This is a genomic window from Accumulibacter sp. (genome assembly GCF_032229525.1).
GTDB lineage: Bacteria > Pseudomonadota > Gammaproteobacteria > Burkholderiales > Rhodocyclaceae > Accumulibacter.
The window spans coordinates 6,970-33,256 of the sequence record NZ_JAVTWB010000194.1 but is presented as its reverse complement, the minus strand read 5'-3'; the positions used below and the strand labels follow the sequence as shown (position 1 = coordinate 33,256).

The following is a 26,287-nucleotide window of genomic DNA, read 5'->3' as shown; positions in this document are numbered from 1 at the left end:
GCAACCTCGCCGGCCATCTGCTGACCCTGCGGGCGGGTCTGCTCGCCCTCGCCGACGACAAGGTGCTGCCGGCGCGCCTGTTCGAAGGCCTGGGCGACACGCTCGGAATTCTTCTCGGTGAGGCGAACGAAGCTGCTACCGAGCAGGCAACCGGATTTCGCAACGCACTGGAATCCACCCTGGCCGCCCCGCCGGACAGCCTGGCGGCGGCGCGCGCACGTCTTGAGCGCCTGGCGACCAGCGCCGCCGAACTTGCCACACAGATCGCGGAAATTCCGCATGGCGGGGACATCACGGCGCCCGAGCGCGACGGAAAAGCTCGCCACGAGGGGTGGGCACAGGCGCTTGCGCGCCAATGCCGCGAGGCTCTGGACGAGCTGAGCTTCCTCGCGCCGCGGCAAGTGCAGCCGTCGGCCCCGGGTGCGAAGGAGGCGTTCGCCGATAGTGCTGCCATACCGACGCTGCGCGAACTGGCCATGGCAGGCAGTGCCCAAGCCACCGACCGGATGGCGGCGATCGAGCGCCTGGCAGGGCAATGCCTGCAATTCGCGCGCATGGAGTATGACTTCCTGTACGACAAACTGCGCCATCTGTTGAGCATTGGCTACAACGTGGCTGAGCGGCGCGTGGACTCGGGCTACTACGACCTGCTGGCCTCGGAAGCGCGCTTGTGCAACTTCGTGGCGATTGCGCAGGGGCAACTGCAGCAGGAGAGCTGGTTCGCCCTCGGGCGCCTGCTCACCGGCACCGACGGAGAGCCGGTTCTGCTGTCCTGGAGCGGTTCGATGTTCGAGTACCTGATGCCGCTCCTGGTGATGCCGACCTACGACAACACGCTGCTCGACCAGACCTGCAAGGCGGCAGTGGCCAGGCAGATCGAGTATGGGCATCTGCGCGGCGTACCCTGGGGACTGTCGGAATCCGGCTACAACACGGTCGACGTGCATCTCAACTACCAGTACCGTGCCTTCGGCGTACCGGGCCTGGGACTCAAACGCGGACTGGCCGACGATCTGGTGATTGCGCCCTACGCCTCGGCCCTGGCGCTGATGGTGGCACCCGAGCAGGCCTGCCTGAATCTGCAGCGGCTTGCGGCCGAGGGGTTCATGGGCCAGTTCGGTTTCTTCGAAGCGATCGACTACACACCGGCACGGCAGCGACGCGGGCAGTCGCATGTGGTGGTGCGCTCCTTCATGGCCCATCACCAGGGCATGAGCCTGCTCGCGCTGGCCTATCTGGTGCTGGAGCGTCCGATGCAGCGGCGATTCGAATCGGAACCGCTGTTCCAGGCGATCATGCTGCTGCTCCAGGAGCGCATTCCCAGGACCGCGGCATTGTTTACGCACACCGCACAACTCTCGGCGGTGCGCTCGCCCTCGGTTGCCGCGGAATCGCCGATTCGGGTGTTCAGCAGCCCCGACACACCGGTCCCGGAGGTGCAGTTGTTGTCGAACGGCCGCTATCACGTGATGGTCACCCATGCCGGCGGCGGCTACAGCCGCTGGAAGGATCTCGCCGTCACGCGCTGGCGCGAAGATCCCAGCAGCGATCACTGGGGCATGTTCTGCTACGTCCGCGATGCACAGAGCGCTGCGTTCTGGTCGACCGCCTATCAGCCGACGCACAAGCGCCCGCAGCACTACGAAGCGATCTTTTCCGAGGGGCGAGCCGAGTTTCGCCGCCGCGACTCCGTTGCTGCCGGCGACGGCGCTGGCGAGTTCGAGACGCACACCGAGATCATCGTCTCGCCCGAGGATGACATCGAGTTGCGCCGGGTGCGCATCACCAACCGATCACGACAACGCCGGGTAATCGACGTCACCAGTTACGCCGAAGTGGTGATTGCGCCGCCCGCTGCCGACGTCCTGCATCCGGCCTTCAGCAATCTCTTCGTGCACACCGAGATTCTGCGCGAACGCTGCGCCATCCTGTGCACCCGCCGGCCGCGCTCGCTCGGCGAGCAGGCGCCATGGATGTTCCACTTGATGACGGCGCACGGGGCCGCTATCGGCGAGGTGTCCTACGAGACCGATCGCCTGCGCTTTATCGGCCGGGGCAGAAGTGCCGCTGCGCCCCTGGCGATGAGCGAGCCTGCGGCGCTTTCCGGCAGCGAGGGGTCGGTGCTCGATCCGATTGTCGCCATCCGCTGTTCGCTGGCGCTCGATCCCGAGCAGACGGCCACCATCGACATGGTGTCGGGCATCGGCAATAGCCGCGACATGGCCTTGAGCCTGATCGAGAAATACCATGACCGGCACCTCGCGGACCGCGTATTCGATCTGACCTGGACGCACAGCCAGGTGGTACTGCGGCAGCTCAACGCCAGCGAGGCCGATGCGCAGCTTTATGCGCGCCTGGCCAGCTCCGTCATCTACGCCAACGGGGCGCTGCGCGCGGACGCCGCTGTGCTCGGCACCAATCGCCGCGGGCAGTCGGGGCTGTGGGGTTACGGCATCTCCGGCGATCTGCCGATCGTTCTGCTGCAGATCGGGAATGCAGCCAATATCGATCTCGTGCGTCAGCTCGTCCAGGCGCACGCGTACTGGCGCCTGAAGGGACTGGCGGTGGACCTGGTGATCTGGAACGAGGATCACGCGGGCTATCGGCAGCGATTGCAGGACCAGATCATGGGATTCATCGCCTCGGGCATCGAGGCGAGCCTGATCGACCGGCCGGGCGGCATCTTCGTGCGGCCTGTGGAACAGATATCCAGTGAAGATCGTGTGCTGGTCCAGTCGGTCGCGCGCGCCGTCATCTCGGACGGCCGGGGAACGCTGGCGGAGCAACTCGACTATCGTCGGCTTGCCGCGCCGCGCGTGCCACGGCTGGTGGCGAAACGAGCCCACCAAAGCGAGGACCCACCCAATACGACGCGCGCCGACGAGACGCCGCGCCACGATCTGATCCTGTGCAACGGGCTGGGAGGATTCACCCCGGATGGGCGCGAATATGTCATCACCCTGGCGCCCGGGCAAGTGACGCCAGCACCGTGGGTCAACGTCCTGGCCAATCCGACCTTCGGGACTATCGTCTCGGAGAACGGCGTCGGCTACACCTGGAGCGAAAACGCGCACGAATTCCGTCTCACGCCGTGGCACAACGACCCGGTGTGCGACGCCAGCGGTGAAGCCCTCTACCTGCGCGACGAAGAGACCGGCCACTTCTGGTCTCCCACGCCGCTACCCGTGCGTGCCGCGGCGCCCTATGTGAGCCGGCATGGATTCGGCTACAGCGTCTTCGAACACCGCTCCGGCGGCATTCGCTCCGAACTGTGGATCTACGTGGCCATCGACGCCGCCGTCAAGTTCTCGGTGCTGAAAGTGCGCAACGAATCAGGTCGGCCGCGCAAGCTCTCCGCCACCGGCTATGTCGATTGGGTGTTGGGGGACCTGCCAGCGAAAACGGCCATGCATGTCGCTACCGAGATCGATCCGCGTAGCGGCGCCTTGTTCGCCAGAAACCCCTATAGCGCGGAATTTGCCGATCGGCTGGCCTTCTTCGACGTCGATGATGCGCAGCGCGGCCTGAGCGGCGACCGTACGGAGTTCCTCGGGCGCAACGGCACGCTCGGCGATCCGGCCGCCATGCGACGCGCGCACCTGTCCGGCAGGGTGGGCGCTGGTCTGGACCCCTGCGGCGCAATCCAGGTCGTCTTCGGACTGGCCGATGGGGAGGAGCGAGAAATCATCTTCCGGCTCGGCGTCGGGCGCAGCGCCGATGACGCTGGCAAGCTGGTGCAGCGCTTCCGCGGCGGCTTGGCCGCGCGCAGCGCACTCGAAGCGGTGTGGCAGTACTGGAAGCACACGCTCGGCGCGGTGCAGGTGGAAACACCCGACCCCTCTCTGAATGTCCTGAGCAACGGCTGGCTGATCTACCAGACACTGGCGTGTCGTCTTTGGGCACGCAGCGGCTACTACCAATCCGGCGGCGCCTTCGGCTTCCGCGACCAGTTGCAGGATGTGATGGCGCTGATCCACGTCGAGCCCGGGCTGGTGCGCGAACATCTGCTGCTGTGCGCCAGCCGTCAGTTCTTGGAGGGAGATGTCCAGCACTGGTGGCATCCTCCGTCGGGCCGTGGCGTGCGCACGCATTGTTCGGACGACTACCTGTGGCTGCCGCTGGCGGTGTGCCGCTACGTGACCAGCAGCGCGGACACCGGGGTGCTCGATGAACAGGTGCATTTCCTGGAAGGCCGCCCGGTAAACGCGGGGGACGATTCCTACTACGACCTGCCCGGGCGCTCCGCCGAGACGGCCAGCCTGTACGAGCACTGCGTACGCGCCGTCGTGCACGGTCTGCGCTTCGGCGAGCACGGCCTGCCGCTGATCGGCTCGGGCGACTGGAACGACGGCATGAATCTGGTCGGCATCGGTGGCCAAGGCGAGAGCGTCTGGCTGGGATTTTTCCTGTGTGAAGTTCTCGGGCAATTCGGTGCTCTGGCGCGGGTGCGGGGCGACGCGGTCTTCGCCGAGCGCTGCACGGCGGAGGGTGCTCGACTGCGCCTGGATCTCGAGCGCCATGGCTGGGACGGCGCGTGGTACCGGCGCGGCTACTTCGACGACGGCACGCCGCTTGGTTCCGCAAATAACGTCGAGTGCCAGCTGGATTCAATCTCGCAGAGCTGGTCGGTGCTCTCTGGCGCGGGCGACGCGATGCGCTCACGCATGGCCATGCAGGCGGTGGACGAGCGACTGGTGCGCCGCGAGCACGCGCTCATCCAGCTTCTCGATCCGCCCTTCGACAAGTCGAGCCTGGACCCCGGCTATATTCGCGGCTACGTGCCGGGCGTGCGCGAGAATGGCGGGCAATACACGCACGGGGCGATCTGGGCGGCGATGGCATTCGCCGCCCTGGGCGACGCTAGTCGCGCATGGGAACTGACGGCCATGATCAACCCGGTGAACCATGCCACATCGGCGGCAGGGATCGCCACCTACAAGGTCGAACCCTACGTCATGGCCGCCGACGTCTATGCGCTCGCGCCGCACATCGGGCGCGGCGGATGGAGCTGGTACTCCGGTTCGGCCGGCTGGATGTATCGTCTGATCGTCGAATCCCTTCTCGGCCTCAGGCTCGAGGGTGAGCGGCTGAGTCTCGCACCGTGCCTGCCTGCGGACTGGCCGGCATTCAAGATCCACTACCGCTATCGGGAGACCGTCTATCACATCGCCGTTGCGCAGGAACGCGGCGACGAGCCGGGTGCGCGCCTTCAGATGACGGTCACGGTTGACGGCGAACAACGAAACGACCAAAAAATCCCTCTGGTAGACGATCATCGCGAACACCTGGTCGAGGTCGTCTTGCGTGCCGGGTAAGGTCGTGCGCTCCGCTTTTCCGGCTTCCCGACCCGGGCGGCAACAGCTCAAGATCGCGCTCTATCGCGCCGGTCGCAGGCAACGCCTGTCGCGACGTTGCACGCGGGCGCTACCTGACCCAGATGGCGCCGATCACTGCCAGCAAACTATTTCTTGCCAAGCGGATTCTCGTCCGCGATCGGCCTATACTGAAATCGCACCTGCGTTCGCCGGTGCTCACGAGGAGTACGATCATGGGCAAGATAAGGCAAGGCAACAAGGAATCGAAAAAGCAAGCGGCTTTGACCCCCAAGGAAAAGAAGACCGCCAAGCAGGCCGAGAAACTCGCGGCTGGTGTCGCACCATTGATTCAGCGGTAAGCCCGTAGTCGCGCGATCGCGTGCGACGAGGCTGTCGGTGTGCACCGGGCGTCCTGGCAAAGCAGCCAGCGACCGGACCTCCGGCAGTTTTTTTTCGTCTGCAGGAATAGGCGGTGTTCGCCGGACCGCTGCGGAGTCCGCGCGCAAGGGGCATTTTGCACCGCGCTCGCTCTACGACGCGACACGCGCGGCTCGGCCCGCTCCATCGCGCGTCGTGCACTTCGGTCATCGGGCAACTTGAATTCGAGTCACCCCGGCGAGGGCGCAGACGATGCGCCTTTCACCATCAACCGAGCCGCTGGTCGACGGACAGTTTTCCGCACCGCCTCCCGACATCGGCACGAAGCGTCCGCCAAAGAAGCGCGGCGGCATGACTCGCGCCGGGCGGCGCTGTGTAATCACCGCCGGCTCGCCGCAGGCAAGCGCGGCAGCGTGTCGAAAAATCTTACAGCTCATCCGATTCGCGACCCCCTTGCTGCCCGCCAGACGACTCTTTTCGTAACAACTTCATGAGCTTGCATCTGCGCTCTCGCAACTGGCGTGATTTGTGCTTTCTTCTCTGCGCTACGAAGCATTCTGATCGTTTTCGGAGCCAAACCCGGCGCGCGTTCGATTCCGCACCGGCTCCTTACTCTTTCTGAAACGATTGGAAAAACGATGAGCGTTTCGCGCTTCTTCCTGACCGGATTGTGCGTGGCGTTCGCCAGCGCGCACGCAACCCCCATCTCCACCGGATTCACCGGCAACGGCGACCCGTTCGACAACATGCAACCGTCGCTGGTGGTTACCCAGGTGCTGAACCCGAACTTAACCGGCATCTTCCCCACCTCCGGGTCCGGTGGCACTGCGTCCGGCGACACGCTGGGCTTCGTGTATAACTTTGCCGGCAATTACGCGCCGGGTGGTAGCCTCGCTGCCCAGGGGCAACTGCTCACAATCGCCCAGCACACCGCGCTGTTCAGCCTGCTGGGCACCAACTACGGCGGCAATGGCACCACCAACTTCGCGCTCCCGAATCTGGTCGGCAGGGCCGTTGTCGGGACGGGCACCGGCCCGGGACTGTCCCCGCAACTACTGGCCGTACCCACTGGCTCCAGCACCGTCTCGCTCACCGCCGCGCAGCTCCCGGTGCATGACCATACGCTTTCGGGCGGCGGGGTCACCGGCGCGGCCGGCGGCAACCAGCCGTTCGACAATCTGCAACCGTCGCTGCCGCTGCACCGCGTGATCGCAAACACCGGCGCCACGCCGTTGCCAGGAGGCCCCGGTGTCGGTGCGGCCTTCGTCGGCCAGGTCGCGACCTTTGCCGGCTCTTTCACCCCCAGCGGCTGGTTGGAGGCCGACGGCAGTCTGCTGTCCATTGCCGGGAATAGCGGCCTGTTTTCGATCCTGGGCACCACCTATGGTGGTAACGGCACCACCAATTTCGCGCTGCCGGACCTGCGCGGTCGGGTTTCCGTAGGCGCTGACGCCACTCATCCGCTCGGGTCGACCTTCGGGGCAGAGTCGACCGTCCTCAGCACCGCGCAAATGCCGACGCACGATCACACCGTGGCCGGCGATCCGGACACCGGCAACACCGGCGGCGGCGCGCCGGTCAACAACGACCAGCCTTCGCTGGCCTTGACCTATCTCATCGCCCTCCAGGGAATCTATCCACCGAACGGATTCGGCAGCAGCTTCGATCCATTCACCCCGGTCCTCGGCCAGATCGTCGAGTTCGCGGGCAACTTCGCGCCGCGCGGCTGGGCCCTGGCCAACGGCCAATTGCTCGCGATCAACCAGAACCAGGCCCTGTTCTCGCTCCTCGGTACCAACTACGGCGGCAATGGGACGACCAACTTCGCCCTGCCGGACCTGCGCGGGCGGACCCTGATCGGTTCCGGAGCCGGTTATTCGGTCGGCGATATCGTCGGCAGTGATTTCAACACGCTGACCGAGGCCAATCTTGCGGCCCATGACCATGGCCTTTCGCCCGTCACCACCGCCGTTCCGGAGCCAGCCAGCCTCGCCCTTCTCAGCCTGGCCATGGCCGGACTCGGATTCAGCCGGCGCAGAAGAGGGCTGCAACTCTGAGCACCGAGTTGCTCACCGCCCCGCCGGTGCGCGCCTGAGCAACGATGGGCACAGACCTCCGGTGGTTGCCCGCTGATCGGCAGGCCATAGTGCGCGGCGCCGGACTCCAGCGTCGACACGACACCGCGAACGCTGCAGGGGTTGGCGTGGCCGCAGCCCCTGCAGACGTCAACGATCGCTGCCAATCGGCCCCGGCAGGTTGCGCAACATCAGCGCGAAGAAACGATCGTAGAAGCGCCCGGCGGGAATCGTTTCGCTGGCCACTTTGACCAGCGAGTCCCCGGACGCCGTGAGCGGGATCGACAGCGAGCCGATCGCCGCAACACCGAAGCTCGCCGAGTTCGGGTTCTTCTTGAGGGTGTAGCGGTCCTGGACCGCGTTGACGTAAGCCGTCGCCAACTGCCCTCCGGCGCCGACCGACGCGCAAACGACGTTGAACACGATCTGCACGTGGACCTCACCCTCGGGCTGGAAGCTCTTGCTGCCGCTGATGAAATCGTCCCGCTGCGTGGTCACACGGTAACCCTGGCTGAGCAAGGCGCGGCGCGCCGCCTCGCAGGTTGCCTCGACGCTGGCGTCGAAGAGGCGCGAGAAGGTTTCGTCGGCGGCAAAGCCTTCGCTCTGGTAGACAGTGACGCGACCCGGCTCAGTCGCGCAAGCGGTCAGCAGGCCGAGCAGCGCGATCGTCGCCAGCCTTCGGCGAACCCGCGATAAGCGCAGGCACTTTGCCAGCCCGGGCTGTTCCTGTCTTGCCAAGAATTTTCTGCAAATAGGCATTACCGTTCTCCGCTCGGAGATAGTGTGGATAACACATCGCACATTGCGCCGAAACGATTCGGCGCAGCGAAATAGACCAAAGCATTGATGTCGTCTTGGCGCTCGTAAGCACCGACGCCGCTGGCCGCGATCAGCCGCTGACGCAGCGCATCCGGCAAGCTGGCGAGTTGGGCCACCTAAGCCAGGCACTGCATCTGCACGCGCGGAACGACGCGTGCGGCGTGCAAGATCGGCTCCTGAACACTTCCATCCAGCCCCGAAGACAGCCGCGACAGCCGCCACCCACAGGCCGGCGATCAATGCCTGTCCTCATGATGGCACACGGAAGTGCCACCGCGCCGGCTCAGGCACGCGTTCGATACGGCTCATCAAAGTCCACAAAGTCGTGCTCGGCCAGCGCGCCCTCGCTCCAGGCAATGACGCTGGGCAGCGCTTGCACGCTCTCGACGTAGGCGGCGATGGCGGCGGGGACAGGCAGCGCGTAGGTCACCAGGCGCGTGACCACCGGGGCAAAAAAGGCGTCAGCGATGGTGAATTTGCCGAACAGCATCGGCCCGCCATGCGCGGCCAGCAACTCGCTCCACATTTGCACCAGCCGATCAAGCTCGTCGCGGACCGGCGCGTGCTCGCGCAACACACGCTGGCCGACCGCGGGCAACGCGGCTTCGATGTTCATCGGGAAATGGCTGCGCACGGCGCCGAAACCGGCGTGCATCTCGGCGCAGACGCTGCGCGCGCGGGCGCGCGCTTGCGCGTCGCTGGGCCACAACTGCCGCTCCGGGAATTTCTCGGCCAGGTACTCGGCGATCGCCAGCGTGTCCCAGACGGCAAAACCCTCGTCCACCAGCACCGGCACGCGGCCGGCCGGACTGTGGCGAGCAAGCTCGCTCTTGAACTTGGAGTCGGGCGTGAAGGCGTCGAAGCGCAGCATCACTTCCTCGAACGGAATCCCCGCCTGCGTGAGTAGCACCCACGGGCGCATCGACCAGGACGAGTAGTTCTTGTTACCGATATAGAGTTGCATGGACATGGGAAAACTCCTTTGCTCAACAAGCCGATGGTCAACCGTGCGTGTGCGTGGCGCAAGGCCGCTGCTTATTGCGCCCTGCACCTTCCTCAGTGATGAAAGCCGGAAGCTTCCGCGGCGCTCATCGGTGTCGGGAGCCGGTGTTTCGCGAAATAGTCGAGCGCGCGCTGGATGTCCTCGACCAGCAAGGTCGCCAGGTCCCGGCTGACACCGTGCCGCACGAGGATGCGCTGGATCGCCAGATCCTGACGATTGGCTGGCAGTGCGTAAGCCGGCACCTGCCAGCCGCGACTGCGCAAGCGATCGGCCAGATCGTAGAGACTGAAGCCCGGATCGACGCCGTCCTTCATCTTCCAGCACAAGGCCGGGATCCCGGCGCCCATCTCGCCGCCGTAGATGATCTCGAACGGCCCCAGTTTCTCGATCCTGGTGGCGAGGTAGGCGGCGGTTTCGTAGCAGGCGCTGTGGATCTTGCGGTAGCCCTCCTTGCCCAGACGCAGGAAGTTGTAGTACTGGCAGACCACCTGCCCACCCGGCCGCGAGAAGTTCAAGGCGATGTCGCGCATGTTGCCGCCCAGGTAATTGACCCAGAAAATCATCTCATCGGGCAAATCCGCCGCCTCTCGCCAGATGATCCAGCCGACACCGAGTGGCGCCAGACCGAATTTGTGACCCGAGGTGTTGATCGACTTGACGCGCGGAATGCGGAAGTCCCAGACCAGGTCGGGCGCACAGAAAGGGGCGAGAAAGCCGCCGCTGGCGCCATCGACGTGGATCGGGATGTCGAGCCCCTGCTCTTCCTGCAACTGATCCAGCGCGTCGGCAACCGCCTTGACCGGCTCGTACTGGCAGGTGAAGGTCACTCCCAGGGTCGGGACGACGCCAATGGTGTTCTCGTCACAACGTTTGAGAACTTCCTCGGGCGTCATCAGCAAGCGCTCGCCTTCGAGGGGGATTTCGCGCAGCTCGATGTCCCAGTAGCGAGCGAACTTGTGCCAGCAGATCTGCACCGGGCCGGTGATCAGGTTCGGCTTGTCGATCGGCAATCCGGCAGCTTTTCGCCTGGCCTCCCAACGCCGCTTCATGGCCATACCGCCAAGCATCGCCGCTTCGCTCGAGCCGGTCGTCGAACAGCCGATGGTGTTCGCCGCCGCCGGCGAGTTCCAGAGGTCGGCCAGCATGTGCACGCAGCGCGCCTCGATTTCGGCCGTCTGCGGATACTCGTCCTTGTCGACCATGTTCTTGTCCATGCACTCGTCCATCAGCTGGTGGACTTCCGGCTCGGCCCAGGTCTGGCAGAAGGTGGCCAGGTTCTGACGCGCATTGCCGTCGAGCATCAGCTCGTCATGGACCACCGAGTAGGCATGGCGAGGATTGTGTTCCAAAGCGGGAAATCGGTACTTCGGCATGCTGGTCGACAAGTCAGCCGATGCGTAAACCTCGTCCTCGAGTTTTTCCCGAACCGTCTCTTTCTCATGCAGGGGCATACTTTTCCGCCTTTCGCTGTTTGATCAAGTGGATTGCCAATGGGCCACAGCGGCCCGTCACAAGCTGCCGCGATCCTGTCTCAGTGTGCTTCATCCCAGTTCGCACCGACGCCAAGGTCGACCAGCAGCGGAACGCGCAGGTTCGCCACTTCGCTCATCAGTCGCGGCAGTTCGGCACGCAGCCGTGGCAGTTCGTCGTCGGGCACTTCGAGGACCAGTTCATCATGCACCTGCATCAGCAGGCGCGTCTGCAGAGGCTCGGCGTCGAGCCAACCCTGGACAGCGATCATCGCCGACTTGATCAGGTCGGCTGCCGATCCCTGCATCGGCGCGTTGATCGCCGCCCGCTCGGCACCCTGACGGCGCGCAGCCTGGCTCGAGCGGATTTCTGGAAGCCACAGCCGACGACCGAAAACCGTGTCGACGTAACCTTGAGTCCTGGCCATCTCCCGTGTTCTCTCCATGTAGCTGGCGACACCGGGGTAGCGCGCGAAATAGCGCTCGATGTAGGCCTGCGCAGCACTGCGTTCGAGGTCGAGCTGGCGGGCCAGGCCGAAGGCGCTCATGCCGTAGATCAGACCAAAGTTGATGACCTTGGCAACGCGCCGCTGATCCGGGCCGACATCTCCCAGGCCGACGCCGAAGATCTCGGCGGCCGTCGCCCGGTGCACGTCCTCACCCTGCGCAAAGGCTTCCAGTAGACGCGGGTCCTCCGAGAGGTGGGCCATGATGCGCAGTTCGACCTGCGAATAGTCCGCCGAGACGATCGAACTGCCTTCCGGCGCGATGAAAGCGGCGCGAATGCGGCGCCCCTCGGGCGTCCGTACCGGGATGTTTTGCAGGTTGGGGTCGCTCGACGCCAACCTGCCGGTGACCGCCACCGCCTGCGCGTAGCTGGTGTGCACGCGTCCGGTCTGGGGGTTGACCATTTTCGGCAGTTTGTCGGTGTAGGTCCCCTTGAGTTTGGCGAGCTGCCTCGATTCGAGCAGGATCTTGGGCAGCGGATAGTCGAGCGCCAGTTCGGAGAGCACTTCTTCATCGGTCGATGGCGTTCCCGAAGGTGTTTTCTTCTTCACCGGCATGCGGAGCTTGTCGAACAGGATTTCGGCGAGCTGCTTCGGCGAGTTGACATTGAACGGCTGCCCGGCGGCGGCGTGCGCCTGCGCCTCCAGTTCGAGCAGGCGCTTGCCGATTTCGTTGCTTTGCCGTGCCAGTAGCTGCGCATCGATCAGCACACCGGTGCGCTCCATGCGAAAGAGGATATCGCGCACCGGTATTTCGATCGTTGCGTAGACCCGGGTCAGACCGGCATCGGCGGTTATCTGCGGATAAAGCCTGTCGTGCAGCCGCAGGCAGAGGTCGGCGTCTTCGGCGGCGTATTCAGCCGCCTGCTCGATCGCCACCTGGGCGAAGCTGATCTGCTTGGCGCCCTTGCCGCACAGCGCTTCGTAGGGGATCGTCGCCAGCCCGAGATGGCGTGTCGCCAGCCGGCCGAGATCGTGGCCACGCGCGCCGTCCTTTCCTGACTCCAGGACATAGGATTGCAGTAGCGTGTCGTGCGCGACACCGGCCAGCGCGATGCCATGGTTGGCCAGGATGTGTTGATCGTACTTGAGATTCTGGCCAATCTTGGCGTGTCGAGGCGATTCCAGCCAGGGTTTCAGACGCGCCAGCACTTCGTCGCAAGGCAACTGCTCCGGCCCGCCTGGATAGCTGTGGGCAAGCGGCAAATAGGCAGCTTCGCCCGGTGCAACCGCCAGTGAAAGGCCGACGATGCGCGCCGCGAAAGGGTCGAGACTGGTCGTTTCGGTGTCCAGCGCGGTCAGCAGACTGGCGTCGATCTTCTGCAGCCAGCGCTCGAACGCCTCCCGGTCGAGGATCGTCTCGTAGGCGGCCCGGTGCGCATCGTCGGGCAGCAAGCCAGTTTGTGCCGGCGCGGACTCGACCGGCGCGCCAGGCGCCACCTTCGGCCGCGCGTCGTTGGCCGTTGCCCGGGCAGGCGCCTCCTGAACTTCCCTCAACCACGAGCGCATCTCGTAGTGCGCAAAGAGTTCGGCCAGCCGTTCGCGATCGGGCGGACGCGGCCCCAGATCGGCCGGCGCCAGCGGCAAATCGAGGTCGCAGCGAACCGTGACCAGGCGGCGTGCCAACGGCAGGAAATCAAGTGCGCGGCGCAGATTCTGGCCAACCACGCCGCCGATGTCGGCGGCAGCAGCAATGATGCCATCGAGCGAAGCGTACTGATCGAGCCATTTCACCGCGGTCTTGGCACCAACCTTGTCAACGCCTGGCACGTTGTCCACCGCATCACCGACCAGCGCCAGATAGTCCACGATACGCTCGGCCGGGACACCGAACTTGGCCAGCACGCCAGCTTCGTCGAGCACCTCGTTGGTCATCGTGTTGACCAACTGCACATGCGGGCCGACCAGCTGTGCCAGGTCCTTGTCGCCGGTGGACACCACCACATCAAAGCCCTGCGCCGCCGCTTGCTGCGCCAGGGTGCCGATGACATCGTCCGCCTCGACACCGTCGACGGTCAGCAGCGGCCAACCCAGTGCAGCGATGGCAGCGTGCAAGGGTTCGATCTGGCGCACCATGTCATCGGGCATCGGCGGACGGTTGGCCTTGTACTGCGGGTACCAGTCGTCACGGAAGGTCTTGCCCTTGGCGTCGAAAACACAGGCTTTGTAGGCGACATCCGACCCCTGGTAGTCGCTTTCCAGTCGCCGCAGCATGTTCAGCACACCGTGCAGCGCGCCGGTCGGCTCGCTGCGCGTCGTGCGCAGATCAGGCATGGCGTGGAAGGCGCGGTAGAGGTAGGACGATCCGTCGACCAGGAGAAGGGTAGGCATGGATGGGCAGCGAAAGGAGCGAAAAGGAAAGATTTGCCCGGCGAATCACGCTGCCTCGGGCAAATCACTGCCGAGGATCGGGCCGTCGGGAATGATGGGCATTATGGCAGACTTCGACCGGGCTACCGAACGGCGGCCAGACCCGGCAAGGCCGCGAGTGCGACCACATCTTGTACTACAATGGACTTTGGCCGGTGATGCTCACCGATTGCTCAACCACCCGGAACCTTCCTCATGCGCGGTACACCAGCCATATTAGTCGTCCTGGCGCTCGCCACCGCCCCTGCTCTTGCCCAGAACAGGACCGATTTGCAGCCGCTGCCGGCGGTCCCGCCGCCACCGCCCGAGATGGCGCCCTTTGACGCCAGCCTCGAACCGGAGGTAACGATCAAGAAACGCGACGGTGACACCATCGAGGAACACCGGATCAACGGCAAGCTATTCAAGATCAAGGTAACGCCCGAGCATGGCGTTCCCTACTATCTGATCGACACCAACGGCGACGGGAACTTCACCCAGACCACCATGGGCAATCCCGACGTCCGCGTGCCGCAATGGGTCATCGGCACCTTCTAAGAAGCCTTCCCGGATTCACTCTCGCCCCTTGTCGCCACTTGTTTGACCACCATGTCGGTATTCACCCAGCTGACCGCTGAGCAGGCGGCCGCCTGGCTCGAGACCTATGCCGTTGGAAAACTGGAAACGCTGCACGGCATCGCCGAAGGCGTGCAGAACTCCAACTTCTTCCTCGACACCACCCGTGGCCGCTACGTGCTGACCATTTTCGATGGCGTTGCCGCCGACCAGGTCCCGCTCTACGTTCAGCTGATGGCGCATCTGGCGGGACACGGCATCCCCTGCCCGGCTCCCGTCGCCAACCGTCGGAACGAATACGTAAGCGAGCTCGGTGGCAAACCGGCGGTGATCGTCAGCCGGCTCGCCGGGCGCTCGGAAATCTCGCCGAACCTCGCACAATGTGCGGCCATTGGCGCCAGTCTGGCCGACCTGCATGCCGCCGCACAATCGTTCCCTGATCGCCTGAGGCATCAACGCGATACGGCCTGGTGCACGCGCGTGGCGGCGGAAGTCGAAGCGTATCTGAACCGCGACGATGCCTGCTTGCTGCACGACGAGATAGGCCACCAGCTGACCCATCGGCCCGCGACGCTGCCGCGCGGCGTGATCCACGCCGACTTGTTTCGCGACAACGTGCTGTTTTCCGGCAATCGCGTCAGCGGCCTGCTCGACTTCTACTTCGCCGGCGTTGACGATCTGCTGTTCGACCTGGCGGTGACGGTCAACGATTGGTGCGTGACGTGCGATGGGGCACTCGAGGCCGGCCGCAGCGCCGCCCTGCTCGGCGCCTATGACGCCCGCCGCCCGCTGCTGGCTGCCGAGCAGGCGGCATGGCCGACGATGTTGCGCGCCGCGGCACTGCGTTTCTGGCTATCACGTCTGCAGGATCATCATCGACCGCGGCCGGGGGCCCTGGTCGTCCAGCGCGATCCGGACACCTACCGCAGCATCCTGCGGGCGCACATTGCGGCCAGCAGCGAGAGATGCCTTGCCTCGCCCGGTCAGGGCGGCTAGCATTTGCCCCCTGATCTCGACACGACACGCGTCATGCAACCTTTCCCGATACCCGCCCCGCTCTTCAACGGCGCCAGCCGCCGTGTCGAGGCCGCCAACGCGCTCAACTGGCTGCGCCAGGGCTGGGCCATCTTCATCGCCAACCCCGGCGCCTGGGTGGCCATGATGATCATCCTGATCGTCATCTACCTTGGCCTGGCGATGGTCCCGGTCATTGGGCAACTCGCGGCCCATCTGCTGACACCGCTACTGGGTGCCGGCATGCTCCTCGCCTGTCAGAAGGTGGCGAGCGAACAAGCGCTGCAGGTCACCGAGCTGTTCGCCGGCTTCCAGCGCAACACCGGGGCGCTGGTGATGCTCGGCGTGCTGTACATGATTGGCATGCTGGCGGTGTTCTTGCTGGCTTTCCTGCTCGTTGGCGGTGGCATGGCTGGCGGTCTGATGATGCAAGACCCGGTCGGCGCCGGCATGGCCGTCGGTGCGGTGCTTCTCGCCGGTTTGGTCGGATTGTCGCTGTCGGTACCGATCCTGATGGCCATCTGGTTTGCCCCGGCGCTGGTCGTTTTCAACAGCATGCAGCCGATCGATGCGCTCAAGGCAAGTTTCAACGCCTGCCTCAAGAACGTCGTCGTCTTTCTGGTTTATGGCCTGATCACGATGGTCTTGTGCTTTTTCGCCGCGCTGCCCGTTGGTCTCGGATTCCTGGTCCTCGGGCCGGTACTGGCCGGCTCCGTGTATGCTTCTTATCGCGACATTTTTCTGGCCGCCTGAGCGCGCTGACGACAACACATGCAAGCACTGACTCTTCCCGCAGCGCACGGCTGGCGCTGGCTGGCCGACGGCTTCCGGCTCTTTCGCAAGAATCACCTGCTGCTGACTTTCCTGGTCGTCAGCTACTGGATGCTGATGGCACTGGTAAATGTCGTCCCGGTGCTCGGCACCATCGCCACCACCCTGTGCATTCCCGCGTTCTCGGTCAGTCTGATGAATGCCTGCCGGAACATCGAGCGTGGAGTTGCTCTCGGTCCGCAGCTCCTGTTTTCGGGCTTCGAGAAGAATCTGCGTGCGCTGTTAACCCTCGGCGCGATCTATCTGGCGGCAACGGTCGGGATCCTCGCGCTCTCGGCGCTGGCCGATGGCGGCGCCCTGATGCAGCTGATGCTCGCCGGCCACAAGCCGGACGAGGAGTCGATGACCAGTGGCGACCTGCTGCTTGCCACCCAGATCGCCCTGGTGCTGCTCTGCCCGCTGGTGATGGCCTACTGGTACGCGCCCATCCTCGCCGCCTGGCACGGCTTGTCGCCTGGCAAAGCCCTGTTCTTCAGTTTCATCGCCTGCGTCCGGAACTGGCGGGCCTTTCTGGTTTACTCGCTGGCCACCATGGTCGCCGCAACGCTCTTGCCGGCGCTGATCCTGGGAGTCCTCGTCGCGCTGCTACCCGACGGGATAGCACTGTTGACCGTGCTGGTCACCATGGCGATCGTCCTCATTCTCGCCCCGACGCTGTTCGCGAGTTTCTACGTCAGTTATCGCGATGTCTTCGTCACCAACGAAGGCGATGCCTGAGCGCGCGGAAGAGCGGCCGCTGGGCATCTTTGGCGGCACCTTCGATCCGGTTCATTTCGGGCACCTGCGTCTAGCCGAAGAGGCTGCCGACAGCCTCGCCCTGGCCGGCGTGCGGTGGATTCCGGCAGGCCAGCCAGCGCTGCGCGGCACGCCACAGGTCACTGCTCGACAACGCCTGGCAATGGTACGCCTGGCGATTGCCGAGAACCGCAGCTTCGAAGTCGACACTGCAGAGGTCGACGCTGAGCGGCCGAGTTACACCGTGCTCACTCTCGAACGTCTACGACAGACCGATCACTGTGGCCCGCGACGACCACTCGTGCTGCTGGTCGGCGCCGACGCCTTCGCCGGCCTGCCTGACTGGCACCGATGGCAGGCGCTGCTCGATCTGGCCCATATCGGCGTCGCCCATCGCCCCGGCTTTCCGATCGACATCACACGCTTGCCCGGCGCGCTCGCTGATACCTACCGTGATCGTTTCTGCACGAGTTCAGCGGTCCTCACCGAATCACCGGCTGGCCGCATCGTCAGCTTCGCGATGACCCAACTGGCCATCTCGGCGACCCAGATTCGCACGCTGCTGACGACCGGCCGCAGTCCTCGCTATTTGCTGCCTGATGAAGTTATCGCTTATATTCGAAGCCAACACCTTTACCCGGAGTACTGATTCCCCAATGAAACTTGCCCAGCTGGAAAAGCTCGTCGTCGACGCGCTCGAAGACATCAAGGGCCGCGATATCGAGGTCATCAACACCACCAAACTCACCGCACTTTTCGACGCCATTGTTGTCGCCTGTGGCGACTCGAACCGTCAGGTCAGGTCGCTGGCGCGCAACGTCCAGGACAAGGCACGCGAAGCGGGCGTCGAGGTCCTCTCATGCGAAGGCGAAGAGACCGGCGAATGGGTCCTGGTCGACCTGGGCGACATTGTCGTCCATGTCATGCAGCCGGCAGTGCGCAGCTATTACCGGCTGGAAGAGCTGTGGGGTGGGAAAGGTCCGGCACGGGTACGCCAGGCCAGCTCTGGCTCCGTGGAGGCCGCCACAGGCGAGGGATGAAGCTCGCCATCCTCGCCGTCGGCCACAAACCACCCACCTGGATTGCCCAGGGCTGCGCCGAGTACATCAAGCGAATGCCACGCGAACTGCCGCTGGCGGTCATCGCGATCAAGCCGGAAGCACGCGGCTCGAAAAACCGCGAACAACTGCTGGCCGCCGAGAAGACCCGTCTGCTGGTGGCACTGCAAAACTACGACCGAATGGTCGTCCTCGACGAGCGGGGAGACGATCTGTCTACGCAGCAGCTAGCCGACCGACTCGAAGGCTGGATGGGTGTCGGCGGCGCGACAGCCTTTGTCATCGGCGGCGCCGATGGTGTCGACGAGACCTTGAAGCGCCAAGCCGACGAGACCATCCGGTTGTCCAGTCTGACCCTGCCACACGCGCTCGTCCGGCTGATTCTCTGCGAACAGCTTTATCGAGCGATCAGTATCGTTCGCAAACACCCCTACCATCGGGAGGGCTGACGGGAGTGACTGTGCAGAACCCACGGGTACACCTCGCATCGCGCAGCCCGCGCCGTCGCGAGTTGCTGGCGCAGATCGGCGTCCGCTTCGACACCATCGCCTTTCGCGATGCGCGGCGCGGTGACCCGGAACTCGACGAAACGCCACTGCCCGGGGAAGACCCGATCAGCTACGTCGAACGCATCGCGCGCAGCAAGGCCGAATTTGGCCGCCGTATCGTGACCTGGCGCCGACTCCTGTCGCAACCGGTTCTGGCCGCCGACACCACCATCGAGCTCGCCGACGAAGTGATCGGCAAGCCGGTCGATGCGGACGACGCCCGGCGCATCCTGCACCGCCTTTCCGGCCAGACGCATCGCGTGCTTACGGCGGTGGCGATTGACTTCGACGGCCGCATCGAACTGACCCGATCGATCAGCGAAGTACGTTTCCGCCAGCTCGATGATGGCGAGATCGATCGCTACATCGCCAGCGGCGAACCGATGGACAAAGCGGGTGCCTACGGCATCCAGGGTCGCGCCGGCATGTTCGTCGAATACCTCGCCGGCAGCTACAGCGGCGTCATGGGGCTGCCCTTGTGCGAAACAGCGCAGTTGCTGAAGCGATTCGGCTACCTGCCCTAGCCATGGCCGCGCATCAAGCGCACCGTCAGGGCCCGAGCGCGAAAGCAGATACGGCGACAACTCGCCCTGCGCCGTCGGCCAACGACGCACACGCCCGCGAAAACACCCAGAGGGGGTAAGAGGGCCGTGCGCATTCTGCTGGTTGAAGACGACGCCTTGCTCGGAGACGGCATCCGCGCCGGACTGAAGCTGGCGCACTACGCAGTCGACTGGGTGCGTGACGGCGCTGCCGCCCGCCTGGCCTTGCTTGACCACGCCTATCAGGCCTGCGTTCTCGATCTTGGCCTGCCGGAGCGCGATGGACTGTCGGTCCTCAAGGAGCTGCGCGAGCAGGGCCAGCAACTGCCGGTCCTGATTCTCACCGCACGTGACACCAGTGCCGACAAGATCGCCGGTCTGGACGCTGGCGCCGACGATTACCTGACCAAGCCCTTCGATCTTCCCGAACTGCAGGCGCGCCTGCGCGCGCTGATTCGCCGTGCTGGCGGGGCCGCGGCGCCAACGCTGGCGCACGCCGGAGTAGTGCTGGATCCGGCGAGCAAACAAGTGACTCGGGACGGCCAGCCGCTTACCCTTTCGGCCCGTGAGTACGCCCTGTTGCACGACCTGCTGCGCCACAAGACACACATCCGCACCCGCAGCCAGCTCGAGGAAAGCCTGTACGCCTGGGGCGAGGAAACCGGGAGCAACACCGTCGAGGTCTACATTCACAATCTGCGCCGGAAGCTCGGTAGCGATTTCATCCGCACCATTCGCGGTCTGGGCTACCGGCTGGGTGACACCAGCTGATGCCGAGGCTGCTGCCGAACTTCCGCCTTCAGTCACTGCGCTGGCGCCTGCTGCGCGCTGTCTGCGTCGCGGCCCTGCTGGGCCTGGCGGCCACCGGCGTGCTGACTTTTCGGCAGGCACAGCACCAGGCGGAGGAGATGATCGACGGCTACCTGGCGCAGACCGCCAGGCTCCTGCTAGCCCTGGTACCTGACAATGGGGGTCACCTCGCAGATCTGGCGCGGCGCCTGGCGACCTTGCGTAACGACCCGTCGAACCCCTACGAACCGCCTCTGGAGTTCCAGATCGGGCGGGCCGACGGCTCGCTCTTGCTGCGCTCGCAAAACGCACCGGACATACCCCTGGCCACTGCCCCGGGCTACGCCGTTTTCGAGCACGACGGTCAGCCCTGGCGAATGCTGAACCTGCAGACCACTGCCGACGGCTACCGGGTGCAGGTCGTGCAGTCGCTCGAGCTGCGCGACTTCGAAGCGCTGGAAGTCGCCGGCCAGGCGGTGGTGCCGATTGTCCTGATTTCGCCGCTGCTCCTGCTGCTGATCTACGTCTCGATCCGGCGCGGACTGAAACCGCTCGACGACCTGGCAAGCGACGTCGCGTCGCGATCGCCCGAAAACCTCGAACCACTGACCGCCCAGGTCGCCCCGCTGGAGGCCCAGCCGCTGGTCTCGGCACTCAATCAGCTGCTAGTGCGGCTGCGCCACACGCTCGACAAGGAACGCCGCTTCACTGCCGATGCTGCGCACGAATTGCGCACACCTCTGGCGAGCGTCAAGATTCAGGCGCAGGTCGCCCAGCTCAGTAGCGATGCCGACGACCGCCAGCATGCGCTGAACCAGGTCGTTGCGGGTACCGACCGGGCCACCCAGGTGCTCGAACAACTGCTGCGCCTGGCGCGTCTTGACCCCCTGACGGGCCTGATCGCCCCCGACAACATCGACCTGGCCGAACTGGCGCGGCAGGTCTTCGCCGAGCTGCGGCCGCCTACGGCCACTCAAGCCATTCGCCTGGCAGGCAGCGACGCACCCCTGCTGGTCAGGGGCGACGCCGAGTTGCTCGCAATTGCGCTGCGCAATCTGCTCGACAACGCCATGCGTTATACGCCAGGCAGCAGTACGATTACCGTCTTCGCACGGCAGCACAACGGCGCACTGGCGCTCGGCGTCGCCGACGACGGTCCGGGCGTTCCGCCAGAGGAGTTGCCCCGGCTTGCCGAGCGCTTCTATCGTGGCCGCGATGCGCACGCGGAAGGGAGCGGCCTGGGGCTGGCCATTGCCCAGGGGATCGCCGACCTGCACCAGGCGCGCCTGGAACTGGAAAACCTGGCCGGCGGTGGTTTCGAAGCGCGCCTGCGCTGGGTTCCGTCGCCCACCGCCTGACCTCTCCGGATCACCAACCCGCGCCGGCAGCTCAGTACTTCCGGACGACCAGACTGCCGATCGAGTAACCGGCGCCGAAGGAGCAAATCACACCAAGGTCACCAGCGGCGAGATCCGTGCTGTGGCGGTGGAAGGCAATGATCGAGCCGGCCGAAGCGGTGTTGGCGAACTCGTCGAGGATCACCGGCGCTTCGTCGGCGGTGGCGTCACGGCCAAGCAGCCGGCGGCCGATCAATTGGTTCATCGCCAGGTTGGCCTGATGCAGCCAGAATCGGCGCACCTGTGTCGGTGCCAGGCCCAGGCTGGCGAGATGGTGGGTGATATGCTCGGCAGCCATCGGGCAGACTTCCTTGAAGACCTTGCGACCCTCCTGGACGAACAGCTGGTCGCGGTCGGCCGGGTCGCGATCTTCGCAGCGCGAGAGAAAGCCGGCGTTGTTACGGATGTTGTTCGAAAAACTGGTCGCCAGTTTGCTGCCGAGCACCTCCCAGGCATTGGCCGAAGTGGCCGTGGCCCGTTTTTCGACGACCACCGCCGTGCACACGTCGCCGAAAATGAAGTGGCAGTCACGATCCTGCCAGGCAAGATGCGCCGAACAAATTTCCGGATTCACCACCAGCACGCTGCGCGCGCTGTCGCAGCGCACGGCATTGACCGCCAGCTCCAGCGCGAAGGTGGCTGACGAACAGGCAACGTTCATGTCAAAGCCGTGGCCCTGCCTGATCCCCAGCGCCCGCTGGATCTCGATGGCCATCGCCGGGTAGGGGCGTTGCATGTTGGACGCGGCGCAAATCACCGCGTCGACGTCGCCGGCGCTTTTTCCGGCAGCCGCCAGCGCTTCGCCGCCGGCGGCAACCGCCATTTCGGCCTGCAGTGAAAGCTGGGCGTTGGCCCGCGGGGCGAATTTCGGACGCATCCGTTGCGGGTCGAGGACGCCGGCCTTGTCCATCACGTAGCGACGGGTGATGCCGGAAGCCTTCTCGATGAAGTCGACACTCGACTCCTCGAGAGCGGCAAGCTCGCCTGCGACGATGCGCGCCGCGTTGCTGGCGTTGAACTCGCCGACGTAGCTGTTGTACGCGGCAACCAGCTCGGCATTACTGATGGTATGCGGAGCGGTGTACAGGCTGCTGGCACTGATCACGGCGCGATGCATGCAGTTCCCTCCGCGAGTTGTCAGACGTACAGGCTGAGCAGCAGCGCGGCCAGCAGGGTGGCGATCACTGCCAGCCAGCGCCCTTGCCGGCGCTGTGTCCGTTCGAGCCGGGCCAGCAGCGGCGCCAGATCAGGCGCCGGCGGCCGCGCCAGTGCCTGATGCACCAGCCGTGGCAGCTGTGGCAGCATGCGCGCCCAGTTCGGCGCCTCCTGTTGCACGCCGCGGTGGAAGGCGCGCCTGCCCACCTGTTCACTCATCCAGCGTTCAAGAAAAGGCTTGGCGGTCTTCCAAAGGTCGAGATTGGGATCGAGCTGGCGACCGAGGCCCTCGATATTGAGCAAGGTCTTCTGCAACATCACCAGTTGCGGCTGGATTTCGACGTTGAAACGGCGCGAGGTCTGGAACAGGCGCAACAGCACGCGGCCGAACGAGATTTCGTGCAGCGGCCGGTCGAAGATCGGTTCGCAGACGGCACGAATGGCGGCCTCGAACTCGTCGGCGCGCGTATCGGGCGGCGCCCAGCCAGCTTCGATGTGCGCGCTGGCGACGCGCTTGTAGTCGCGCTGGAAGAAGGCGAGGAAGTTCTGCGCCAGGTAGTTCTTGTCGTTGTCGGTCAGGGTCCCGACGATGCCGAAGTCGAGCGCGATATAGCTGCCGTGGTGGGCGGGGTCGGTGGCGATGAAGATGTTGCCGGGATGCATGTCGGCGTGAAAGAAACCGTCACGAAAAACCTGCGTGAAAAAGATTTCGACCCCGGCCCGCGACAGCGCCGGCAGGTCGATGCCGGCAACGATCAGTGCCCCGGTCTGGCTGATCGGGATGCCGCGCATGCGCTCCATGACCATCACCGTGGTCGTGCACTGGTCCCAGTACACCTCGGGAACCTGCAGCAGCCGCGAGCCGTGGAAATTGCGCCGCAACTGCGAGCAGTTGGCCGCTTCGCGCATCAGATCGAGTTCGTCGTAGAGATACTTGGAGAACTCGGCAACCACTTCGCGCGGCTTCAAGCGCTTGCCGTCCGACCAGACCGTTTCGAGCAGGCCGGCGAGCGTGTCGAGCAGCGCCAGATCATTGGCGATGACGGAGTGCATTTCCGGACGCAGGATCTTGACCGCGACGTCCTGGCCACCGTCTTCCGGGCGCAGGCGGGCGAAGTGGACCTGCGCAATCGACGCACTGGCCACGGGCGTCGAGTCGAAGTCAGCGAAGACTTCACTGGCCGGCCGGCCGTAGGCTTTTTCGATCTGCGCCAGCGCCAGCTCGGGCGAGAACGGCGGTACGCGATCCTGCAGCTTGGCCAGTTCGTCGGCGATATCCGGGCGCAGCAAATCACGGCGGGTGGACAGGACCTGACCGAACTTGACGAAGATCGGCCCCAGAGCTTCCAGCGCCTGGCGCAAACGAACCGCCGACGGGGTATCGAAGCGTCGCCAGAAATGCAGCGCTCGTGACAGCGCAGCCAGCCGACCACTGGGCTCGTGCTCGAGAATCATCTCGTCGAGGCCGAAGCGGCTCGCAATGCTGAGAATTTTGGCGAGGCGGAAGAGTCGCACGGCTGGCTGGCGCCTTGTGGTCGGCAAAGGAGCGAGTTTACACAGAAACGAGCCTGATCGCGCCGCCGATCATCGCCGGTGGTGGCCTGGCAACGTATAATCAAGGGCTCGAAAGAATCCAACAGTCGACGCGCCCCGATGAGTCACGATCTGAAATCCCACCTTGCCGAGCTGATGCGCGCTGCGTTACGTAGCGTCGCACCGAGCGAGGCCGATAGCCCGATCCATATCGAGCGCCCCAAGCAGGCCTCGCATGGTGATTTCTCCTGCAATCTGGCGATGCAACTGGCGCGCTCGCTGAAGCGCAACCCACGACAACTGGCGCAATTGCTGCTGGCCGAGTTGCCGATGTCTCCTTTCGTCAACGACGCCGAAATAGCCGGCGCCGGTTTCATCAACTTCCACGTGTCGCCGGCTGCCAAGCTCGAAGTGGTGCGCGATGTTCTCGAACAGGCTCGCTCCTTCGGCTGTTCGACGACCGGAGGCAAGAGAAAGGTCGTCGTTGAGTTCGTGTCGGCCAACCCGACCGGGCCACTGCACGTCGGCCATGGCCGTGGCGCGGCCTATGGTGGCAGCCTCTGCAAATTGCTCGCCTTCGCCGGCTGGGATGTGACGAGTGAATACTACGTCAACGATGCGGGTCGGCAGATGGACATCCTGACGGTGTCGACCTGGCTGCGCTATCTGGAGCTCGCCGACCCCGACGGCCAGTTGCCTTTCCCGAACAACGCCTACAAGGGCGTCTACGTACGCGACATGGCCAGGCAGCTACGGGCAACGCATGCCGACCGTTACCTGCGTTCGCCAGCCAGCGTCCTGGCCGGCGTTCCTGACCTGCCCGACCCCGAGCGCACCGACGCCGAAGCAACGCAACAGAGAGAAGCGCACCTCGACGCGCTGATTGCCAATGCCAAACAGTTGCTCGACAGCGACTGGGAATACGTGCATGACCACGTGCTCACCGAGCAACTCGCCGACTGCCGTAACGACCTCGAAGACTGCGGCGTGCATTTCGACGTCTGGTTTTCCGAGCGCTCGCTGTTCGCCACCGGGCTGGTCGTCCGCTGTGTCGAGCAACTGGCGAAAGCCGGTTACCTCTACCTTCAGGACGGCGCCCGCTGGTTCAGGTCGACCGCTTTCGGCGACGAGAAGGACCGTGTCGTCCAGCGCGAAAACGGCCAGTACACCTACTTCGCGTCGGATATCGCCTATCACCTCAACAAGTATGAGCGCGGCTTCCAGCGCATCGTCAACGTCTGGGGAGCCGACCATCACGGCTACATCTCGCGCGTCAAAGGTGCGATCAGCGCCCTCGGCCTTGATGCCGAGCGGCTGGATGTAGCCCTCGTGCAGTTCGCCGTACTCTATCGCTCAGGCCATAAAGCGCAGATGTCGACGCGTTCGGGGGACTTCGTGACCCTGCGCACGCTGCGCGAAGAAGTCGGCAACGACGCCTGCCGTTTCTTCTACGTCCTGCGCAAGTCGGACCAGCACCTCGATTTCGATCTCGATCTGGCCAAGAGCCAGTCGAACGACAACCCGGTTTACTATATCCAGTACGCTCACGCTCGCGTCTGCTCGGTACTGACCCTGTGGGCCGGCGATCCGGAAACGCTCGCTACGGCCAATCTTGCCCGGCTCGAGAGCCCCCACGAGCTGACCCTGGCCGCCAGGCTGGGCGAATTCGCCGAGACGGTCGAGGCGGCCGCCGACGAGTTGGCGCCCCACCTGATCGCCTTTTATCTCAAGGATCTGGCGGCCGAGTTTCACAGCTACTACAACGCCGAACGCATGCTGGTCGATGATCTGGAACTCCGCGATGCACGCGTCGCCCTGGCGGCTGCGGTCGGGCAGGTGATTCGCAACGGGATGGCGATTCTCGGCGTCAGTTGCCCGGAATCGATGTAGTCGAAGGACAAAGGAGCGCAATGAGTCGTGACATGAAACCCCGCAGGACACCGCCCGTCAAGAAGTCCGGTGGCGGCACGCTGCTCGGCCTGTTCATTGGCCTGGTCATCGGCGTCGTCGCCGTCGCTGGTGTGGTCTGGTATGTCAACAAGGTGCCGCTACCGTTCACCACCACCGGGCAGCAACCGAAATTGCCGCCGCCGGTCAGTGACGTTCCACCGCCACAGGGCACGGCACCAACGCCACCGCAAACGCCACCGCTGGCGCCGGCGCCCGTGGCGCTACCGGGCAAGCCGGGCGATTCG

General features: G+C 64.8%; 21 protein-coding genes and 2 pseudogenes. 16 read left to right on the top strand and 7 right to left on the bottom strand.

All coding sequences use genetic code 11. The features are described 5' to 3' along the window. From RUW20_RS15355 to RUW20_RS21735, 4 genes and pseudogenes are all read left to right on the top strand, one after another. On the top strand, positions 1-5,315 hold a 5,315-nt coding region (locus RUW20_RS15355; protein ID WP_313953097.1), incomplete at its 5' end, for a GH36-type glycosyl hydrolase domain-containing protein. Between the two features lie 233 nt (positions 5,316-5,548). Beyond that, a complete protein-coding gene (locus RUW20_RS15350; RefSeq protein ID WP_313953096.1) occupies positions 5,549-5,674 on the top strand; it encodes a hypothetical protein in 126 nt (41 codons plus the stop codon). Between the two features lie 657 nt (positions 5,675-6,331). Further along, positions 6,332-7,117, top strand: a pseudogene (locus RUW20_RS15345) (tail fiber protein); the annotation flags it as partial. A gap of 267 nt (positions 7,118-7,384) precedes the next feature. Further along, entirely contained in the window at positions 7,385-7,750 is a 366-nt protein-coding gene (locus RUW20_RS21735) for an IPTL-CTERM sorting domain-containing protein (protein ID WP_409559376.1), read from the top strand. A gap of 168 nt (positions 7,751-7,918) precedes the next feature. Here the strand turns inward: RUW20_RS21735 and RUW20_RS15330 are convergent, their stop codons facing one another. The 5 genes from RUW20_RS15330 to polA all read right to left on the bottom strand — a co-directional run bounded on the left by RUW20_RS15330 (position 7,919) and on the right by polA (position 13,896). Further along, positions 7,919-8,506: a DUF2242 domain-containing protein gene (locus tag RUW20_RS15330; protein ID WP_313953095.1), complete on the bottom strand. Its 588-nt coding sequence runs from the start codon at positions 8,504-8,506 to the stop codon at positions 7,919-7,921. Between the two features lie 20 nt (positions 8,507-8,526). Further along, a complete protein-coding gene (locus RUW20_RS15325; protein ID WP_313953094.1) occupies positions 8,527-8,703 on the bottom strand; it encodes a hypothetical protein in 177 nt (58 codons plus the stop codon). Positions 8,704-8,870: 167 nt separating this feature from the next. Continuing rightward, the gene (locus RUW20_RS15320; RefSeq protein WP_313953098.1) at positions 8,871-9,551 is read right to left on the bottom strand and encodes a glutathione S-transferase family protein; all 681 of its coding nucleotides are present in this window, start codon (positions 9,549-9,551) and stop codon (positions 8,871-8,873) included. Between the two features lie 92 nt (positions 9,552-9,643). Beyond that, entirely contained in the window at positions 9,644-11,041 is a 1,398-nt protein-coding gene (locus RUW20_RS15315) for a glutamate decarboxylase (protein ID WP_313953093.1), read from the bottom strand. Positions 11,042-11,121: 80 nt separating this feature from the next. Beyond that, positions 11,122-13,896 (bottom strand): DNA polymerase I, encoded by a 2,775-nt coding sequence (gene polA, locus RUW20_RS15310; RefSeq protein WP_313953092.1) that lies wholly within the window; start codon positions 13,894-13,896, stop codon positions 11,122-11,124. A gap of 234 nt (positions 13,897-14,130) precedes the next feature. Here polA and RUW20_RS15305 point away from each other — a divergent pair, with 234 nt between their 5' ends. From RUW20_RS15305 to RUW20_RS15260, 10 genes are all read left to right on the top strand, one after another. After that, positions 14,131-14,472, top strand: a complete 342-nt coding sequence (locus tag RUW20_RS15305) for a DUF2782 domain-containing protein (RefSeq protein WP_313953091.1) — start codon at positions 14,131-14,133, stop codon at positions 14,470-14,472. 51 nt (positions 14,473-14,523) lie between these two features. Next, positions 14,524-15,486, top strand: coding sequence for a homoserine kinase (locus RUW20_RS15300; RefSeq protein WP_313953090.1), 963 nt, complete (start codon positions 14,524-14,526; stop codon positions 15,484-15,486). 33 nt (positions 15,487-15,519) lie between these two features. Then, positions 15,520-16,257 (top strand): BPSS1780 family membrane protein, encoded by a 738-nt coding sequence (locus RUW20_RS15295; RefSeq protein ID WP_313953089.1) that lies wholly within the window; start codon positions 15,520-15,522, stop codon positions 16,255-16,257. An 18-nt stretch (positions 16,258-16,275) separates the two neighbouring features. Next, the gene (locus RUW20_RS15290; protein WP_313953088.1) at positions 16,276-17,052 is read left to right on the top strand and encodes a BPSS1780 family membrane protein; all 777 of its coding nucleotides are present in this window, start codon (positions 16,276-16,278) and stop codon (positions 17,050-17,052) included. Next, positions 17,045-17,719 carry a nicotinate-nucleotide adenylyltransferase gene (nadD, locus tag RUW20_RS15285; RefSeq protein ID WP_313953087.1) on the top strand — a complete coding sequence of 225 codons (675 nt, stop codon included), beginning with the start codon at positions 17,045-17,047 and terminating at the stop codon, positions 17,717-17,719. The genes RUW20_RS15290 and nadD overlap by 8 nt, the downstream gene beginning before the upstream one ends. A gap of 7 nt (positions 17,720-17,726) precedes the next feature. After that, positions 17,727-18,110: a ribosome silencing factor gene (gene rsfS / locus RUW20_RS15280; RefSeq protein ID WP_313953086.1), complete on the top strand. Its 384-nt coding sequence runs from the start codon at positions 17,727-17,729 to the stop codon at positions 18,108-18,110. After that, the gene (gene rlmH, locus RUW20_RS15275; protein ID WP_313953085.1) at positions 18,107-18,577 is read left to right on the top strand and encodes a 23S rRNA (pseudouridine(1915)-N(3))-methyltransferase RlmH; all 471 of its coding nucleotides are present in this window, start codon (positions 18,107-18,109) and stop codon (positions 18,575-18,577) included. The genes rsfS and rlmH overlap by 4 nt, the downstream gene beginning before the upstream one ends. Before the next feature lie 5 nt (positions 18,578-18,582). Next, the gene (locus RUW20_RS15270; RefSeq protein WP_313953084.1) at positions 18,583-19,200 is read left to right on the top strand and encodes a Maf family protein; all 618 of its coding nucleotides are present in this window, start codon (positions 18,583-18,585) and stop codon (positions 19,198-19,200) included. A 126-nt stretch (positions 19,201-19,326) separates the two neighbouring features. Then, on the top strand, positions 19,327-19,989 hold the full coding sequence (locus RUW20_RS15265) for a response regulator (RefSeq protein ID WP_313953083.1): 663 nt from the start codon (positions 19,327-19,329) through the stop codon (positions 19,987-19,989). Continuing rightward, positions 19,989-21,365 (top strand): ATP-binding protein, encoded by a 1,377-nt coding sequence (locus RUW20_RS15260; RefSeq protein ID WP_313953082.1) that lies wholly within the window; start codon positions 19,989-19,991, stop codon positions 21,363-21,365. Before RUW20_RS15265 ends, RUW20_RS15260 begins: the two co-directional genes overlap by 1 nt. Positions 21,366-21,396: 31 nt before the next feature. On the opposite strand, the gene RUW20_RS15255 is transcribed toward RUW20_RS15260, so the two are convergent. Then, positions 21,397-22,521, bottom strand: a complete 1,125-nt coding sequence (locus RUW20_RS15255) for a beta-ketoacyl-ACP synthase III (protein ID WP_313953081.1) — start codon at positions 22,519-22,521, stop codon at positions 21,397-21,399. A 20-nt stretch (positions 22,522-22,541) separates the two neighbouring features. Further along, positions 22,542-24,074: a ubiquinone biosynthesis regulatory protein kinase UbiB gene (gene ubiB, locus RUW20_RS15250; protein ID WP_313953080.1), complete on the bottom strand. Its 1,533-nt coding sequence runs from the start codon at positions 24,072-24,074 to the stop codon at positions 22,542-22,544. A gap of 138 nt (positions 24,075-24,212) precedes the next feature. Between ubiB and argS the strand changes: the two genes are divergently transcribed. Next, positions 24,213-25,982: an arginine--tRNA ligase gene (gene argS / locus RUW20_RS15245; RefSeq protein ID WP_313953079.1), complete on the top strand. Its 1,770-nt coding sequence runs from the start codon at positions 24,213-24,215 to the stop codon at positions 25,980-25,982. 32 nt (positions 25,983-26,014) lie between these two features. After that, positions 26,015-26,287 (top strand): annotated as a pseudogene (locus tag RUW20_RS15240) (SPOR domain-containing protein); the annotation flags it as partial.